Source organism: Clostridium ragsdalei P11, from assembly GCF_001675165.1.
GTDB classification, from domain to species: domain Bacteria; phylum Bacillota; class Clostridia; order Clostridiales; family Clostridiaceae; genus Clostridium_B; species Clostridium_B ragsdalei.
Genome location: NZ_LROS01000011.1, coordinates 310,303 through 326,575, shown reverse-complemented (window position 1 = coordinate 326,575; position 16,273 = coordinate 310,303). Strand labels below are relative to the sequence as shown.

Annotated in this window: 18 protein-coding genes; 17 read left to right on the top strand and 1 reads right to left on the bottom strand. The window is 31.5% G+C overall.

Annotation, left to right across the window (positions count from 1 at the left end):
* Nucleotides 1–92 precede the first annotated feature (92 nt).
* The gene (locus CLRAG_RS06545; RefSeq protein ID WP_065077651.1) at nucleotides 93–845 is read left to right on the top strand and encodes an Ig-like domain-containing domain; all 753 of its coding nucleotides are present in this window, start codon (nucleotides 93–95) and stop codon (nucleotides 843–845) included.
* 163 nt (nucleotides 846–1,008) lie between these two features.
* Nucleotides 1,009–2,307: a homoserine dehydrogenase gene (locus CLRAG_RS06540; protein ID WP_065077650.1), complete on the top strand. Its 1,299-nt coding sequence runs from the start codon at nucleotides 1,009–1,011 to the stop codon at nucleotides 2,305–2,307.
* A 65-nt stretch (nucleotides 2,308–2,372) separates the two neighbouring features.
* Here CLRAG_RS06540 and CLRAG_RS06535 read toward each other — a convergent pair whose 3' ends face one another.
* The gene (locus CLRAG_RS06535; protein ID WP_013237675.1) at nucleotides 2,373–2,837 is read right to left on the bottom strand and encodes a DUF441 domain-containing protein; all 465 of its coding nucleotides are present in this window, start codon (nucleotides 2,835–2,837) and stop codon (nucleotides 2,373–2,375) included.
* A gap of 270 nt (nucleotides 2,838–3,107) precedes the next feature.
* Here CLRAG_RS06535 and CLRAG_RS06530 point away from each other — a divergent pair, with 270 nt between their 5' ends.
* From CLRAG_RS06530 to fliI, 15 genes are all read left to right on the top strand, one after another.
* Nucleotides 3,108–3,671, top strand: coding sequence for a DUF3867 domain-containing protein (locus tag CLRAG_RS06530; protein ID WP_065077649.1), 564 nt, complete (start codon nucleotides 3,108–3,110; stop codon nucleotides 3,669–3,671).
* Between the two features lie 73 nt (nucleotides 3,672–3,744).
* The gene (locus CLRAG_RS06525; protein ID WP_065077648.1) at nucleotides 3,745–4,107 is read left to right on the top strand and encodes a YopX family protein; all 363 of its coding nucleotides are present in this window, start codon (nucleotides 3,745–3,747) and stop codon (nucleotides 4,105–4,107) included.
* 117 nt (nucleotides 4,108–4,224) lie between these two features.
* On the top strand, nucleotides 4,225–4,599 hold the full coding sequence (locus CLRAG_RS06520; RefSeq protein ID WP_065077647.1) for a carbonic anhydrase: 375 nt from the start codon (nucleotides 4,225–4,227) through the stop codon (nucleotides 4,597–4,599).
* Between the two features lie 155 nt (nucleotides 4,600–4,754).
* Nucleotides 4,755–5,186 carry a dUTP diphosphatase gene (gene dut / locus CLRAG_RS06515; protein WP_065077646.1) on the top strand — a complete coding sequence of 144 codons (432 nt, stop codon included), beginning with the start codon at nucleotides 4,755–4,757 and terminating at the stop codon, nucleotides 5,184–5,186.
* Between the two features lie 113 nt (nucleotides 5,187–5,299).
* Nucleotides 5,300–5,632 (top strand): single-stranded DNA-binding protein, encoded by a 333-nt coding sequence (locus CLRAG_RS06510; protein WP_065077645.1) that lies wholly within the window; start codon nucleotides 5,300–5,302, stop codon nucleotides 5,630–5,632.
* Nucleotides 5,633–6,113: 481 nt separating this feature from the next.
* Nucleotides 6,114–8,123 (top strand): methyl-accepting chemotaxis protein, encoded by a 2,010-nt coding sequence (locus CLRAG_RS06505; RefSeq protein ID WP_065077644.1) that lies wholly within the window; start codon nucleotides 6,114–6,116, stop codon nucleotides 8,121–8,123.
* A 212-nt stretch (nucleotides 8,124–8,335) separates the two neighbouring features.
* Nucleotides 8,336–8,674 (top strand): hypothetical protein, encoded by a 339-nt coding sequence (locus tag CLRAG_RS06500; protein ID WP_065077643.1) that lies wholly within the window; start codon nucleotides 8,336–8,338, stop codon nucleotides 8,672–8,674.
* Nucleotides 8,675–9,170: 496 nt separating this feature from the next.
* A complete protein-coding gene (locus tag CLRAG_RS06495) occupies nucleotides 9,171–10,019 on the top strand; it encodes a flagellin N-terminal helical domain-containing protein (RefSeq protein WP_065077642.1) in 849 nt (282 codons plus the stop codon).
* 324 nt (nucleotides 10,020–10,343) lie between these two features.
* Entirely contained in the window at nucleotides 10,344–10,745 is a 402-nt protein-coding gene (flgB, locus tag CLRAG_RS06490) for a flagellar basal body rod protein FlgB (protein ID WP_065077641.1), read from the top strand.
* A gap of 12 nt (nucleotides 10,746–10,757) precedes the next feature.
* Nucleotides 10,758–11,189: a flagellar basal body rod protein FlgC gene (gene flgC / locus CLRAG_RS06485; protein WP_065077640.1), complete on the top strand. Its 432-nt coding sequence runs from the start codon at nucleotides 10,758–10,760 to the stop codon at nucleotides 11,187–11,189.
* 11 nt (nucleotides 11,190–11,200) lie between these two features.
* Nucleotides 11,201–11,539 carry a flagellar hook-basal body complex protein FliE gene (gene fliE / locus CLRAG_RS06480; RefSeq protein ID WP_065077639.1) on the top strand — a complete coding sequence of 113 codons (339 nt, stop codon included), beginning with the start codon at nucleotides 11,201–11,203 and terminating at the stop codon, nucleotides 11,537–11,539.
* A 17-nt stretch (nucleotides 11,540–11,556) separates the two neighbouring features.
* Nucleotides 11,557–13,155 carry a flagellar basal-body MS-ring/collar protein FliF gene (gene fliF / locus CLRAG_RS06475; RefSeq protein ID WP_065077638.1) on the top strand — a complete coding sequence of 533 codons (1,599 nt, stop codon included), beginning with the start codon at nucleotides 11,557–11,559 and terminating at the stop codon, nucleotides 13,153–13,155.
* 4 nt (nucleotides 13,156–13,159) lie between these two features.
* Nucleotides 13,160–14,176, top strand: coding sequence for a flagellar motor switch protein FliG (gene fliG / locus CLRAG_RS06470; RefSeq protein WP_065077637.1), 1,017 nt, complete (start codon nucleotides 13,160–13,162; stop codon nucleotides 14,174–14,176).
* Nucleotides 14,160–14,933, top strand: a complete 774-nt coding sequence (locus tag CLRAG_RS06465) for a FliH/SctL family protein (protein ID WP_065077636.1) — start codon at nucleotides 14,160–14,162, stop codon at nucleotides 14,931–14,933. Before fliG ends, CLRAG_RS06465 begins: the two co-directional genes overlap by 17 nt.
* Nucleotides 14,934–14,959: 26 nt before the next feature.
* The gene (gene fliI / locus CLRAG_RS06460; RefSeq protein ID WP_065077635.1) at nucleotides 14,960–16,267 is read left to right on the top strand and encodes a flagellar protein export ATPase FliI; all 1,308 of its coding nucleotides are present in this window, start codon (nucleotides 14,960–14,962) and stop codon (nucleotides 16,265–16,267) included.
* The last annotated feature ends 6 nt before the right edge of the window (nucleotides 16,268–16,273 follow it).

The window sequence follows — 16,273 nt, the reverse complement described above, 5'->3', positions numbered from 1 at the left end:
GCAGTTCTAGTAATAGGACTGTTTTTTTCATCAAGATGAATGTTTATATAGAGTTTCTGAGTTTATTCGATACTTAAAAGGAGGAAGAAAAATTGAAAAAAGTTATTAAAAGAGCTGCCTTAATTTTATCATTTGTAATGATTTGTTGTATTTCCTATGGTTCCTTAAGTGTTTCAGCAGCAGATTTTAAAAATATGGGAACTAAAACTATAAGTGACGTAAACAAAGTATGGACAGTGAAATTTAGAGAACCAGTAGATATTAATTCTTTAAATAACAATATAAAGCTTCAAGATATTACAAATGGTAGTACTGTTAGTGTAAGTGTTTCAGCAGGTACTGATGAAAATTCAGCAAAGATTAATCCACCTTCTGGAGGATACAAATTATCGCATAATTATAAATTAACCATAGACAAAAATATTAAATCTAAAAAAGGAAGGCATTTATCACAACCTGCTGTACTAAATTTTAGTTTAGCTTCTAATAATAGTAGTATCAATACTGGCGGTAACAGTAGTAATAATAGTGGTGGTAACAGTAGTAATAATAATGGCGGTAATGGTAGTAACAATAATAGCTATACTGCTTCAGCAAATGTGGAAGTTTCCCCATCGGTTCCGTTGAGGAAAATAACGGTATCTACAAATTTACCAAATGTTACAAAATACAAAATAGAAGAAAATAATAATTTTTTTGCTATTAATAGTAGTACTATTACATTTGTATCAAAAAATACATTACAAATCTATTTATATGATAATAGTGGAAAATTGCTTGGAACATCTACATTGGATGTAAGCTCTACGAAAAATAACATTATTATGAATGTAACTTTAAATTAGAAAGGTGCCTGTCACCGACATGGAACAGAAATGTCCCACTGAGGTGACAGGCACTATTTTAAAAAGCAACTATATGTGCTAAAATATTCTCATTATACTTTATAAGACTTGGAATGAATGACATGCTGAAAAGGAAAAATATGCATTAGAAAGGAGAATCGAAATGAAAAAGGTTAGAATAGCATTAATGGGTCTTGGAAATGTTGGCGCAGGAGTTTGGACAATATTGAATTCTAATAAAAAAGAAATAATGAAAAGATCAGGATACGAAGTAGAGGTAGCAAAGATTCTTGTAAGAGATAGAAACAAACATAGGGATGTGGAAGTCCCAGATGAAATTGTAACTACGGATTTTAATGATATATTAGAAGATGACTCTATTAAAATTGTAGTTGAAGTTATGGGTGGTATAAATCCTGCGAGGGAATATATGCTCAAATGTATGGATAGAAAGAAGCAGATAGTAACTGCAAACAAGATGCTGCTTGCAACTGGTGGAGATGAACTTTTTGAAAAAGCAGACAGCAAAGGAGTAATGTTTAACTATGAGGCAAGTGTAGCTGGAGGAATTCCAATAATAAATGGAATAGATGAAAGTTTAACTGCCAATAAAATTGAAGAACTATACGGTATAGTAAATGGAACTACAAACTATATTTTGACTAAAATGCAGTTGGAAAAGTTGGATTTTGATGTGGCTTTAAAACAGGCACAGGATATGGGATATGCTGAAGCGGATCCTACGTCAGATATTGAGGGATTTGATGCCCAATATAAATTAGCGATACTTTCATCACTAGCTTTTGGAACAAAAATTAATGTAGATAATGTGTATAGAGAAGGTATTACAAAAATTAAATCTGTAGATATAAGATATGCTAAAAAATTTAACATGGTAATAAAGCTCCTTGCTATTGCAAAAGAAAATGAAGGTAAGCTTGAACTTAAAGTACATCCAACCATGATTCCAGAATCACATCCACTTGCTAACGTATATGATTCATTTAATGCAATATTTATAAAGGGTAATGCAGTGGGAGATCTGATGTTTTATGGAAGAGGTGCGGGAAGCTTACCAACAGGTAGTGCTGTAGTAAGTGATATTATTGCTATATTGAGAAGTAATATGGATATAGAAAATTTCAATTCTGTAGTGAAAAATAATTTATGGCATAGGGAAATAAAAAATATAAAAGATTGTGCAAGTAAATTTTATATTAGACTTTCTGTAATGGACCAGTCAGGTGTACTTGGCGAAATAACCACAATTTTAGGAAAACATAATGTAAGTCTCCGCTCAGTAATGCAAAAAGGCAGGGAAGAGTCAAAAGATAAAGTAACTATAGTATTGATTACTCATAAGATAGAAGAAGCAGAGATTAATTCTGCTATTAAAGAAATTGTTGATTTGAAATCTGTAATGCAAATAGACAATATTATAAGAATTGAAGATTTTAAATAAATTCAATTTAACCTAAGGCAGTTGTTACTTGAAAAAGTTTTTTATGTAACAGCTGCCTTAATAGATTAAAGTCCTATTTTGTGAAAAAATTTCAATCCCAAAGCAATCATTCCAGATGTTATCATAGGACCTACGGGAACACCGCCTAAAAAGGCAGCGGCAATTACTGCTCCCAAAATTAGCGCTGGCATTACTTCAGTATGACCTTGTACAGTTAAATACTGCATGCCAAGACCACTTAAATAAGTCGTAAAAAGGGATATGAGCAGGGCGAATATTCCAAGCCATGAGGTAAATACATTTCTAATACTTATATATTTCACACTTCCATTTGCAATTGGAATTAGAATTGAAGCTACTAGTATTACTACTCCCCAGAATATTCCGTTTTCCTGTAAAGTTGGGAATACATACTTGTCTATATTAAGAAGTTTTAGAAATAGAAGTATACAGGCAGCTAGAGCTACGGAATTTGCTTTTCCAAGAACTGCAGCTGCTAAAATTATGACTAAAATTATAGTTGATTCCATTTAAATCATCTCCTAAAATATAATAAACAATGGTTAGTATATAACATATAGTAAAAGTGACAAAATATCAGAGTAATAATATATACTATTTACAACTTAATAAAATGCAATTTAGGAGAATAATTCATGGAAAATTATAATAATTTTAATAAATTTTCATTGAAAAAAGTTATTCAATTGTATAGTATAATAGTATATGTTTTGATAGAATAGTTATATTAGGGTTAGTTAATAGATATTAAAAATGTATTTTTAAGGGGAGAACTTGTTATGGATGATAGAATCGTAAACTTCGATGAAATTAAAAATAGAGCTAGGGAAAAAGATGTAGAGAAATTTGAAGATTATGTATATGGACTTTCCTATGATATGTCTCAGGGAAAATTATCAATGGGAGATTTTTATAAAGACATTCAAGAATATATGGAAAAAAATAATATATCACAAGAAAAGCTATTTAACATTCAAAAAAAACTTATGGAAAGATATGGCTTTAATATGGAAGATGTAGAAAAGCAGATGAAAGACATGGGAATTGACATGCCTTCTGTAAATAAAAATGTTGACTATGAATCTTTGAGAAAAACAGTATCATTTCAGGAAAAATATAAGCAAGGCATGGGCAGTGCTTTAGTAACTACTTATAGTATAAATAATTCCTTGAACAGTCTTAGTATACTTATAAGTGAAGAAAAACTTACTTTAAAAAGTGAAAAAGATATAGATTTACAAGATCCCGAGTTAAATGAATTTTTGTGCTCCTATAAAAAGGTAGTAAAAGATAAAAAACTTAAAATATCATTATGCTCAAATGTTAAAGAATTTGAATACTAGTTTAATTATATGAAAATATTCCCTATATTGGCCAATATAGGGAATATTTTAATGTGGATTGGGGGGATTTAGTATGAGAAAATTTAAATTTAAAATATGGGATAAGGAAAAAAAGCGTTTTTATATAAGTGAAAATCCCTATCCAGAACAAAGCTGCAAAGTAAAAGATAAGTTTATATCCCTCGAGTTTACAGGCTTAAAAGATAAGAATGGTAGAGAGATTTTTGAGGGAGATATAATATCTATAAATAATGAAAAAACTTCTATTAAGCTGCCTGTGAAATTTGGAAGGTATTCTTTTGAAAAATTTATAGGCGAATGTGGAGAAATTACTGATGCAACTGAACTCTATGGCTTTTATGTAGAAAATGAATATCTGTATATCCAAATGTTGAAGGAAAATGTAATAGTTACAGGCAATATATTTTGTATATAATTAAATAATCTAATCTTATTTGTATTTGAGAAAGTTGAGTTAGCTATATTGATTTTTACTTTAAGCTGCTATAAACTTATAGTAAAATTTTAATTTTACTATAAGGGGTGGATTGCTTTGAGTAATGATTTTGTTGTATTGTTAAATTGTATGGATGGAAGGACTCAGCTTCCTGCAATAAATTGGATAAGAGATAATTTTCATGTAAAATATGTAGATATAATATCAGAACCAGGAATTGATAAAGTAATTTGCAGCGAAGATGAAAATTTTATCAATTCATTAAAGTATAAGATGGATATATCCATAAATTCTCATGGAGCTTCTACTGCATTTGTAGTAGGTCATTATGACTGTGCAGCAAACAAAGTAGATAAGACAATTCATCTAGAGCAGATAAAAAAGTCTGTTTGCATAATAAAAAAATTATATAAGAATATTGAAGTTATAGGTCTTTGGATAAATGAGAATTTCGAAGTGGAAAAACTTTAGGTATTTATATTGTGATTTTAATAAGGGACTTGTTGCAATAGCAATTTTTTAGATTGATATGAACAGTTCACCTTATAGATAAATATTCTTAAAAGTTAAGAACTATCAATTGTTAAAAAACACGTAGATTAATTGTGAAAGGATGTTTGTAATTTATGAAGCTATTAATAAAAAAAGTTAATGAGGACGCTGTAACTCCATTTTATGCACATAAAGGAGATGCAGGTCTTGATTTGTTTTCAGTAGAAGAAGTTTTAATAAAACCAATGGAAAGGAAGTTAGTAGCTACCGGGATTAAGATTCAGCTTCCACCAAATACAGAAGCTCAGGTTAGACCAAGAAGTGGTCTTGCATTAAAACATGGCATAACTCTTTTAAACACACCTGGTACTGTGGATGAAGGATACAGGGGTGAGATAAAAGTGCTTATGATTAATTTAGGACAGGAACCTTTTTTAGTTGAAAAAAGTATGAAAATTGCTCAAATGGTAATAAAGCCTGTGAAAAGAGTATATGTACAAGAAGTAGAAGAACTAAGTGACACTGAAAGAGGAGAAGGAGGATTCGGTTCTACTGGAACAAGATAAGAGTTAAGAATTAATTACTTCATGTTATTTTTAAACTTCGAAAGTTGAGTTATATGAATAAAAGCTTCTCTCCTGGATATAATTATAGAAAAATAACTAGGAGGTAAAATCTATTGAATAGTGTCACTCTTATTGGAAGGTTAACTAAGGATGCAGAATTGGTTCAGCTGGAAAATTACGATAGAAGTGTAGTTAAATTCATTCTGGCAGTAGGCAGAGATTTTGTAAGTAAAACTGGAGAAAGAGAAGCAGATTTTATTCCTGTTTCCTATTGGACTAATTATGGAAATAAAATGCTTCCCTATTTAAAAAAAGGAAGACTTATAGGAGTAAATGGTAAAATAATTACTAAAAGCTATACTAAAGACGATATAAAAAAATATTTCACTACTGTAGAAGCAGACAAGGTTCAGTTTTTAGACCGCGAAAAGGAAGCTTTGGCATAATTTAAGAAGTACAGTTATAGGATAGGTTGGGGTAAAATTAAAAGATTACCCCAATTTTTAATTGCTATTAAAGGTGCATTATTTATTGTTTTTTACATTATTCTAGAGTATGATATAATAGGAAAATATAGTGAAAAAGTGGATTTCTAAAACTTTTAATCACATTTTAACTTTAAATGTATAAATTTGGTCATAGTTACTTAAAGATAGGGAAATATCAATGAATCTTACTTAGTGGGAAAAGCAGATATCCCAAATCTATGATTTGGTGATAGTCGCTTTCGCTGTGTGCAAGCAGATATCCCAAATCTATAATTTGGTGATAGTCGCTTTCGCTGTGTGCAAGCAGATATCTCAAATCTTTGATTTGATGATAGTCGCTTTCACAGAGTGTGTGGGAGTGTTATAGTAGGTAGCCATCAGATAAAAATTGAAATTAATATTTGAAATTTTGTGTTAACTTAAGGGGGAAAAATATTTTATGTTTAATTTTAAAAGTATTAAAACTAAGTTAATACTGATAATTTCTGCAACAACAGCGGTATTATTATGTATACTTGGAATATCAATTTATGAAAAATCTTATGGGATATTGTATGAAAAGTTTCAAAACAGTTCTGAGCAAATTGTTATAAATGTAAATGGTTCTATAAATAAATTTTTAAACGGTATGGAAAGTCAGATTCAGGTTATTGCCAATAGTTCTGTTTTGAAAAATTTAGATATTAGTAATGATGGGAGTAGAAACAGTGCAGTAGAATTGCTTAAAAATACTAAAGACAGCAATGAAAATATGGTAAGTGTATATTTTGCTGATCTCAGTGGTATGAGAATAAATATGGATGGAAACATACGTCAGCCATCTAAAGAATATGATGCTAGACAAAGAACGTGGTATAAAGACGCTATGAATAAAAAAGGACAAGTTGTATGGACGGATCCATACAAAGATGTAAATACATCACAGATTATGATTACAGTAGCAAAAACTGTGGAGAAAGATGGCAATGTAGTAGGAGTAGCTGCTATTGATGTTTCTCTGAAAAATTTATCTAAAGATATAGCTTCTATAAAAGTAGGAAACACAGGATATGTTTATATTACTAATAAAGAAGGTAAAATAATAGTATATCCAGATTTTAATCAGGTAGGGAAAGACAGTGAGCTTAAAAAAAGTAAATGGGACTATATTAGCTCAAATAAAACTAGTTATTTTAAGAATACATATAATGGAATAGAGAAGCTGTATGCTTATACTACAAATGAGAAAAATTCTTGGAAAATTGTAGGCACAGCTAAAAATGCTGAATTTATAAGTGATACAAGTGGTATAAGAAGATTTATTTTCTGTTTAGTTATTATAGGAATAATAATATCTATAGTAGTAGCTATTTTAATTGGTAACTCAGCATATAAGATATTAAAAAAGTTAAAAGTAATAGTTGCTAAAGTAGGGGAAGGGGATTTTACTTACAGTATCCCTGAAAAGTTTTTAAATAGAAATGATGAGTTTGGAAGAATAAGCAATTACGTACAAAGCATGAATATGAATATAAAGAAATTAGTTGAAGATGTTAAGAAAAATTCTTCAAATGTTGAACAACAAGCTGAAGGTTTAAATGCAATTTCTGAGGAAATATCAGCTTCTTCCCAGGAAGTATCTGCAGTAGTTCAGGATTTAGCTAAAGGTGCTGAAGGACAGCAAAAGTATATAGATAATATGTTTAGTTTGTTAGAAAATGTAAACAAACACATGGAAAACATAAATGATAAATTAAATTCTGTAAAGGTAAGTACGGGTAATGCAGTGAATAAAGTAGATCTAGGGAAAAATGAAGTGGATTCATTGAAAAAGGCAATAGTCACTGTAGATTCTTCTTTTACAGTAGTTTCTGATAAAGTTTACAAGCTTAACGAGTCTATAAAAAAAGTAAGAGAAATAACTGATGTTATAGCACAAATAGCAGAGCAAACAGATCTTTTGGCTTTAAATGCAGCTATTGAATCTGCAAGGGCAGGCGAAGCGGGAAAGGGATTTTCAGTAGTAGCAGAGGAAATAAGAAATTTAGCCGAAGAGTCTCAGGATTCAGCTAAAAAAATAAGTGATTTAATTAGTTATATAAATAGTGATTCAAATGAGGTTATTGTAAATTCTAAAAAGGCTGAAGAATCTATAAATGAGCAGAATATAGTGGCAGAAAATATGGTGAAATCTTTTGAAATGATAGTGGATTCAATTAAAGAGATTGAACCTTTAGTTGATAAAACTTTTATTTCAGCAAATAGCACAATACAATCTAGAAAAGAATTTATGGACAGTATGAATCAGTTTGGAAATTTAATAAGAAACACCACTACATCTACAGAGGAAATAGCAGCATCTACAGAGGAAGTAAGTGCATCCATACAAGAAGTGGCATCATCTGCTGAAAATTTAAACTCTACATCAAAGAATTTAATAAATGTTGTAAATAAATTTAAAGTAGAATAAAAGTGTATAAGAGCTAGCTTAGGGTACTGCTATTAATTCTTCATTACTAATTATTAACAGAAGGGGATTTGTTTATACTACGAATTGAAGTTAATGGAATTAGTATTTGACAGTATGCTTGGTACATTGATAATATATAATATATAACTTGATTAAATTAAAAAGTAAATTAATAGATACAAAAAGTATGGAATAAAAGAGGGGGATTTAACTTGAGTGAACATGAAAAGATATTTATACCTAAAGAGTCTATAGATAAATTGGTTTCAGGATTAAAAAGTATAAGAATTACTACTAGAGAAAAAGCTACGCGGAAAGAAGTAGATAAACTCTTAGATTTACTACAAGAAGATTTAAGTCAAAAAAATATTCCTCTTAAAGAACAAATATTAGAAAAGATGAAGGAAAGCAAGGGAGTAGATCCTAACTTAAATGCTAATTTGTATATACTATATCGTAATTTAGATAGCGGCCAGATTACTGAAGAACATGCACTTGAATTATTTCAAATGTATGTTAAGATAGAGCCCTATAACAAAACTATACTATAATTTAATTCAACTTTCGCAGTTTAAAAACTTTGCAAAGCAAAGCTTTTTTAGTGGACAGTTGACAATTGACAGAGGACAGTGAAGGAATATTTTTCTCCGATGCACTACGAAAAATCTTTAATTTAAAAGAAACTCATGTTTTTTTGTTTCTAAGAAGTACTTTCTGAGCAAGTAATTATCTGAAAATCACAGATTTTAAAGCCTGCTTAAGCCATGTTTTGCATTAGCAAAACAAGCTTAAAAATAAATTAGTTTTCTGACGTAAGGAGGAAAACTCACCTTATCTGATATTTGAGCTTTGAACTTTGTTCTTTAAAAAAATTACGATGTAATTTTTAGTTCATATGTAACGTATATGGAAAATGATTTTAATTCATTGAATAAATGTTTTAATCTAAAGCATTCTATAGGAGATTCCGATAATAATTCATAAGGTTAAGTTTTATTCATTAACTACAGAATAAGTGCTTACCGTATGTAGAAAGGAGTAAATTTTATGAGACTGAGTTATAACATGCCAGCTTTGATAATGCATATGATCCAAAACCAAGCTTTAGATAGGCAAAGTGGAAATTTAGACAGAATATCCAGTGGATGTAAAATAAATAGTGCTGCAGATAATCCAACGGGACTTGTACAAAGCGAGAACATAAGTATTCAAGTTAAGAGTCTTGAGACCGTAACTAGGAATGTTCAAGATGGTGTTAGTATGCTCCAAAGCGCAGAAGGTGGATTAAATGAAATCACAAGTATGGTTCAGAGGGTTAGACAACTTACGCTGCAAGCTGGAGATGGCTCTTTTAATGATGAGGATAGACAAAAAATACAGGGTGAAATAGATCAGATGCTGGATGGAATAAATGAAATGGCAAATGACACGGAATTTAATGGATTTAAATTATTAGGTCAAAACAAAACTATTAGTATGACTGTAGGAACTAATGCTGGGGACGATGTAAATATACCTCAAATAGACTTGACTAATGGATCAGATAGTGTTGTTTCGGACTTGTATAAAATTAAGACTGGTGGAGGAAAAGATGTATTGAGCGGAGATACTGATAGTGCTTTAAGTGTTATAGATAGTTCTTTAAATAAAATAGTATCTTTGAGAAGCAAATATGGGGCTTTGGAAAATAGATTTACCAGTAGTTATGATAATATGCAGGAGTTAAATGAAAAAATGACTGATGCGTACAGCAGTATAAGGGATTCAGATATGGCAGATGAAATGATGAATTATTCAAAAGAAAGCATAGTAATACAGGCCTCTAATGCAATGATCGCTCAGGCTAACAAATTGCCTCAGGATGTTTTACAAATAATACAAAGTTTTAGAAAGTAATAGATTTGAAAAATTAAGTTAAGGTACCTTGCTTTTATAGCCTAGGTATCTTTCTTGTGGTTTTACCCCTAAGGTTATCCACTAAAGGATAAGAAACAATAAAATACCTTACAAATACAGTATTATTTACAATATGCAATATATTTCTATTAAAAGATAATAAACTTATAAAAATGTCACAAAAATATAGAATATAATTTATAATTGTGTTAATGTATCTATATAGAAAAGAATTTTAATTAAAAGTAAAGTAGAATTTAAAATTAAATTATTTAGAGAAGACTTGTAACATATTTGATGATTTTTAGAAAGGGGGAATTTAGGTTGAATATAAATAGTATGTCAAATGACCAATTGGTAAATAATTTGCTTACAAGAGGATTAGATGCAACTGCAGCTAGAAGTAAGGCTATATCAAGTAATATAGCTAATATTAATACTGCTGGATATAAAAGAAAATATGTAACATTTGAAGAAAATCTCAAAAATAGTATAGATAATTTAGAATTAAAAACGGATAGTAAAAAGCATATGAAGTTAGGTAATGATTATGGGGCAATAAATACGAATACAGATGATTCAACTAGTATGAGATCAGATGGAAATAATGTAGATATTGAGGTCGAAACTGTAAATCAAGCTGCAAATGAGCTTATGCAAGATGCACTTATAACCCTCGAAAACAATAGGTTAAGTATGCGAAAAACTGTAATAAGTGGAAATTAAGGGAGGATATTTATGATTCAAGCGTTTAATACATTGAGAATAAGTGCCAGCGGCCTTTCAGCAGAAAGGCTGAGAATGGACACAATAGCTTCCAATATGGCAAATGCAGAGACAACTCGTGGTGCAAACGGACAACCTTATAGAAGAAAAGTTGCAGTTTTTGGAGAAAATTTAAGCAAAGCTTTAAATAGCAATGGAAGTTATGAAGATGTTCCTATGGGGGTAAAAGTTGTAGGAATAAAGGAAGATACCTCACCTTTTAAGAGAGAGTATGATCCTACTAATCCAGATGCTGATGCCTCAGGATATGTTTCTAAGCCAAATGTAAATATATTGAATGAAATGGCTGATATGATGGTATCTGTTAGGTCTTATGAAGCTAGTTTAAGTGCTATTAATTCTGAAAAAAGTATGTTTTCGAAAGCCCTACAGATAGGTAAATAGGAGGACAAAATATGAAGATAAATGAATTTACTCCAGATACTGCTGTGTTTGATAAAGTAGGAGGAAATACTTATAAACAAAATGTATCAAATGATTCCAAAGATAATATAGTAAATAATGAAGATGGCATAGCCTCTTTTTCAAACTTGCTGCAAAGTAAATTAAATGGGGTTAATAATGACCAAGTACAGGCGAATAATAGTATCCAGGAATTTGTAGAAGGAGACAGAAACGATATACACAACGTTATGCTTGATGCTGAACAGGCTAAAATGTCATTAGAACTTGCTGTACAAATTAGAAATAAATTTGTTGAAGCATATCAGGAGATAAATAGAACACAGTTATAGAAGGAGAACCGGATTAAATGGGTAAAATATCGCAGATTTTTAAAAATTTAATAGGCAAGTGGAAAGATTTAAGCAGAAATAAAAAGATAGCTTTTAGTGTTATAGCTGTAGGAATTGTTGCAGCTTTGATATTTGGGGGATTAACTTTAGGAAAAACGAAATATGCGGTATTATTTTCTAACCTAGATGCTACGGATTCAGCTACAATTTATAAGCAGCTTCAAAGTGATAAAGTAGATGCAAAAGTACAGGGAAATTCTATATTAGTGCCTAAAGCTCAAGTGGACAAAATTAGAATGCAGACTCTTTCAGAAGTACAGCTTACTAATGGAAGTCAGGGATTTGAACTTTTGGATAAAAGCAATTTCGGACAAACAGATCAGCAGATGAATGTAAATTATCAAAGGGCTCTCCAGGGTGAACTTGAGAGAACTATAAAATCACTTCCACAAATTGAAAATGCAAGAGTTCATTTAGTACTCCCAGATAATACTGAATTTGTGAAGGACACACAACCAGGGAGTGCTTCTGTAACTATAAAATTGAAATCTGGACAAAGCTTGTCTCAAGATCAAACAAAAGCTTTGGTAGCACTAGTATCTGGCAGTGTGAAAAGTATACCTAAAGAAAATGTTGAAGTTATAGATGATAAGTTAAACCTTCTTTCAAGGGATCTATATCAAAATAAAGATGGCAAGGATAGTGACTCTACTGTTCCTGCTGAAAAACAACAAGAATTGCAGCAAAAATATGAGAATGATATGGAAAAAAGACTTCTTGCCATGCTGGAACCTATATATGGTAAGAACAAAGTAAAAGTAAAGGTAAATGCAGATTTGGATTTTGATGCAGTGCAACAGGAATCCACTACTTATGATCCCAAAAATGTGGTAGTAAGTGAGCATACTGTAAATAATACAAATACAGGTGGTACAAATAATGCAAGTACAAGCCCTGTAGATAATAATATGAGTAACACATCTGTAAGTACTACAAATAGTGGCAATTCAACTCAAAATGAGGTTACGAGAAATTATGATGTATCTAAGGTAGATCAAAAAACTATAAAGGCTCCGGGCAGTGTAAAGAGGCTTACAGCATCGGTTGCACTGGATGGAACTGTAGATGATGCTACTAAGACTTCTATTAGAAATCTTGCAGTGTCTGCTATAGGATATAATCAAACAAGGGGAGACACTATAAATGTTGAGGCAATTCCTTTTGATACTACGGCTCAAGACAATGCAAAGAAGGATTTAGATGCAATGCAAAAGGCTGAAGCCCAGGCAAATCGTAATAAGATTATTATAGGTGCATCTATAGCAGGAGCATTATTAATAGCTGCTATCGTCGGATTTATATTATGGAGAAGAAAACATGCAGAAGATGAGGAAGAATTGTTTGATGAAGAGCTTGGTAATACCCAGGGAATTGATGCTGTTATAGGAGACGATGATTTAACCAAAGAGCAGAATAAGCTTAAATTTAAGCCTGTAGAATTTGAAAATGAAACAGAAGATACTCATGTGGAGAATGAAATAAAGAAATATGCTAAGGATAAACCGGATCAAGTTGCAGACATAATCAAAGCATGGATAGCAGAGGATGAGAGGTGATAAAATGGCTAGGGACAGTAAGAATTTAACAGGAGTACAAAAAGCGGCCATACTATTTATAACTCTTGGACCGGAAGCTGCTGCAGGAATAATTAAAAAATTGCCAGAAGCAGAAATACAAAAAATAACTTATGAAATAGCTAATATCAACTCTGTAAAATCTGATCAAAAAAAGGAAATACTTCAGGAATTTATAGAGATGAATAAGGCTAAGGATTATTTGCTTGAAGGCGGAATAGAGTATGCTAAAGATCTTTTATCAAAGGCACTTGGAAGTCAAAGAGCTATTGAAATATTGGATAAAGTTACAGAGGCAACCCAGCAGTTTAGGCCTTTTGCTATAGCAAGAAAAGCAGATGCTCCTCAGCTTTTAAATATAATATCCGATGAGCATCCGCAGACTATTGCACTTGTACTGTGTTATCTTCAAGCGGACAAGGCTGGACAAATTCTTTCAGCACTTCCTGAAAATGTGCAGGCTGAGGTAGCATTTAGAATAGCTACAATGAGTAATACTTCACAAATGGTTGTAAAAGAAATAGAGAAAGTATTAGATGACAAGTTATCATCTATAGTTAAGTCAGATATGAAGGTAATTGGTGGTGTCCAAACTATTGTAGACATATTAAATCAAGTAGATAGAACTACAGAAAAGAATATTACTGAAGGCCTTGAAAAAGAGGATGCAGAATTGGCTGAGAAAATTAAAGGATCTATGTTTGTATTTGAAGATATCATTACTCTTGATGATGTGTCTATTCAAAGAGTACTCAGAGAAGTGGATACAAAAGAACTTTCTCTTGCACTTAAGGGATGTTCTGAGGAAGTGGCAGATGCAATATTTAGGAATCAATCAAAGAGAGCTTCTGCTGCATTAAAAGAGGATATAGAATTCTTAGGACCTGTTAGACTTATGGATGTGGAGAAGGCTCAGCAGAAAATTGTAGGTATAATAAGAAGATTGGATGAATCAGGAGAGATAGTTCTGGCAAGAGGAGGAGAAGATGCAATCATCGTATAAAGCTATATTAAAAGGTGACAGCATAAACAATTGCGGAACACAAAAAATACACACAGAGTTTAAAATAAGAGAAACATTTAGCAAAACATCCAATGAAAAAAATACTAAAGATGATTCTATTTTAAAAAGCTATGAAAATTTAGGAAGAACTATTTTACAAGATGCTAGTATAAAAAAAGAAAAAATTCTCTCTATGGCTTATGAAAGAGCATCTGAAATCTCCAAAAAAGCTTATGATGAAGCCTATGAAAAAGGATATGCAAAAGGTCAAGAAGAAGGTTATAATACTGCTTATGAGGAAGGTTATAAGAAAAATTTTGATAAAGCAAAAGCAGAGGGAGATCAGATAAAACAGAATGCAAATGATGTTTTAAATAAAGCTGTAGAAGAAAAGAAAAAGTACCTAGAGGAAAAGGAAGAGGAAATAAAAGAATTTATATTAAATTCTGTAGAAAGTATATTAAAACGTGAGGTAAGGGACGCGGATAGTTTAAATGCTCAGGTATTTGATGCTTTGAATCAAATGAAAAAAACCAGCACTTTTATAATAAAAGGTAAAGAAAAGTACTGCAGTGAATTCAAGAAACAAGTAACCTTATGGAAGGAACAGCTGCCTTTTAAAGGTGATATTTTTATAATACCAGATGAATCTTTAGAGGAAGGTAGTGTGGTTATAGAAAGAGATAATGGAAAAATGGTTCTAGGTATAGATATTGCCTATGAGAAAATAAGGAAGATAATTCAGGATGAAAGTTAAGTTTCTGCAGTTAGAGGTGATATTTTGTGATAACTATAAACTTTGATAGGCTTAATAGAAAAGTGAAGGAAGCTACTTATAATTATCAAGAAGGAATTGTGAAAAAAGTTATTGGCTTAACTGTAGAGGTAGAGGGTATTAGAGCTTTTGTAGGAGAAGTATGTCATATTTATAGTGAGGAAAATAGTAAGATTTCCTGTGAAGTTGTTGGATTTAATGAAAGCAATGTAATTTTAATGCCTCTTGGGGAACTTATTGGAATTTCACCAGGTTGCAGAGTAGTACCAGAGAGGATGCCTTTAAATGTGAGATGTTCGGATGAGCTTTTTGGGAAGGTACTTGATGGGCTCGGCAATCCTTTAGATGGTGCTGTTATATCAAGTGGAGAACCTTATCCACTTGATACAGAGCCCCCAGATCCCTTAAAGAGAAGGAGAATAACTGAAGTAATTCCTACGGGAGTAAGGGCAATAGATGGTTTGATAACCTGTGGTCAAGGACAGAGAATAGGAATATTTGCAGGAAGTGGTGTGGGAAAGAGCACTACTCTTGGTATGATTGCAAAATATGCTGAAGCAGACGTAAATGTAATAGCTTTAATAGGTGAAAGAGGTAGAGAAGTTAAGGATTTTATAGAAAAGGACCTGGGAGAAGAAGGAATGAAAAAATCAATCATAGTGTGTGCTACTTCAGATAAGCCAGCTTTGGTTAGATTAAAGGGAGCTTTTACAGCTACAGCTATTGCAGAGTATTTTAGGGATAAAGGTAAGAAAGTAATTTTGATGATGGATTCTGTAACTAGATTTGCTATGGCTCAAAGAGAAATAGGACTTGCTATTGGGGAACCCCCAGCAACTAAGGGATATACACCTTCCGTATTTGCCAAACTTCCGAGACTTATGGAAAGAGCAGGAACATCAGATATAGGATCTATTACAGCTTTTTATACTGTACTAGTAGATGGAGACGATTTAAATGAACCTATTGCAGATGCAGTAAGAGGTATACTTGATGGACATATAGTATTATCCCGTTCTCTTGCTAATAAAAATCATTACCCTGCTATAGATGTACTTGCAAGTATAAGTAGGCTTATGTCTGAAATAGCTGAAAGTGATCATAAAAAAAAGGCTTCTTTTGCAAGAGATATGCTTTCAACTTATAAAAATTCCGAGGACTTAATAAATATAGGTGCTTATGTAAAAGGAAGCAGCGAAAAAATAGATAAGGCTGTAGCCTATTACGATAAAATAATTGCCTATCTCAAGCAAGATGTAAATGAAAGTTCATCCTTTAAAGAAAGTGTTGAAGGATTGAAAAAAATATTTCAATAACAGCCT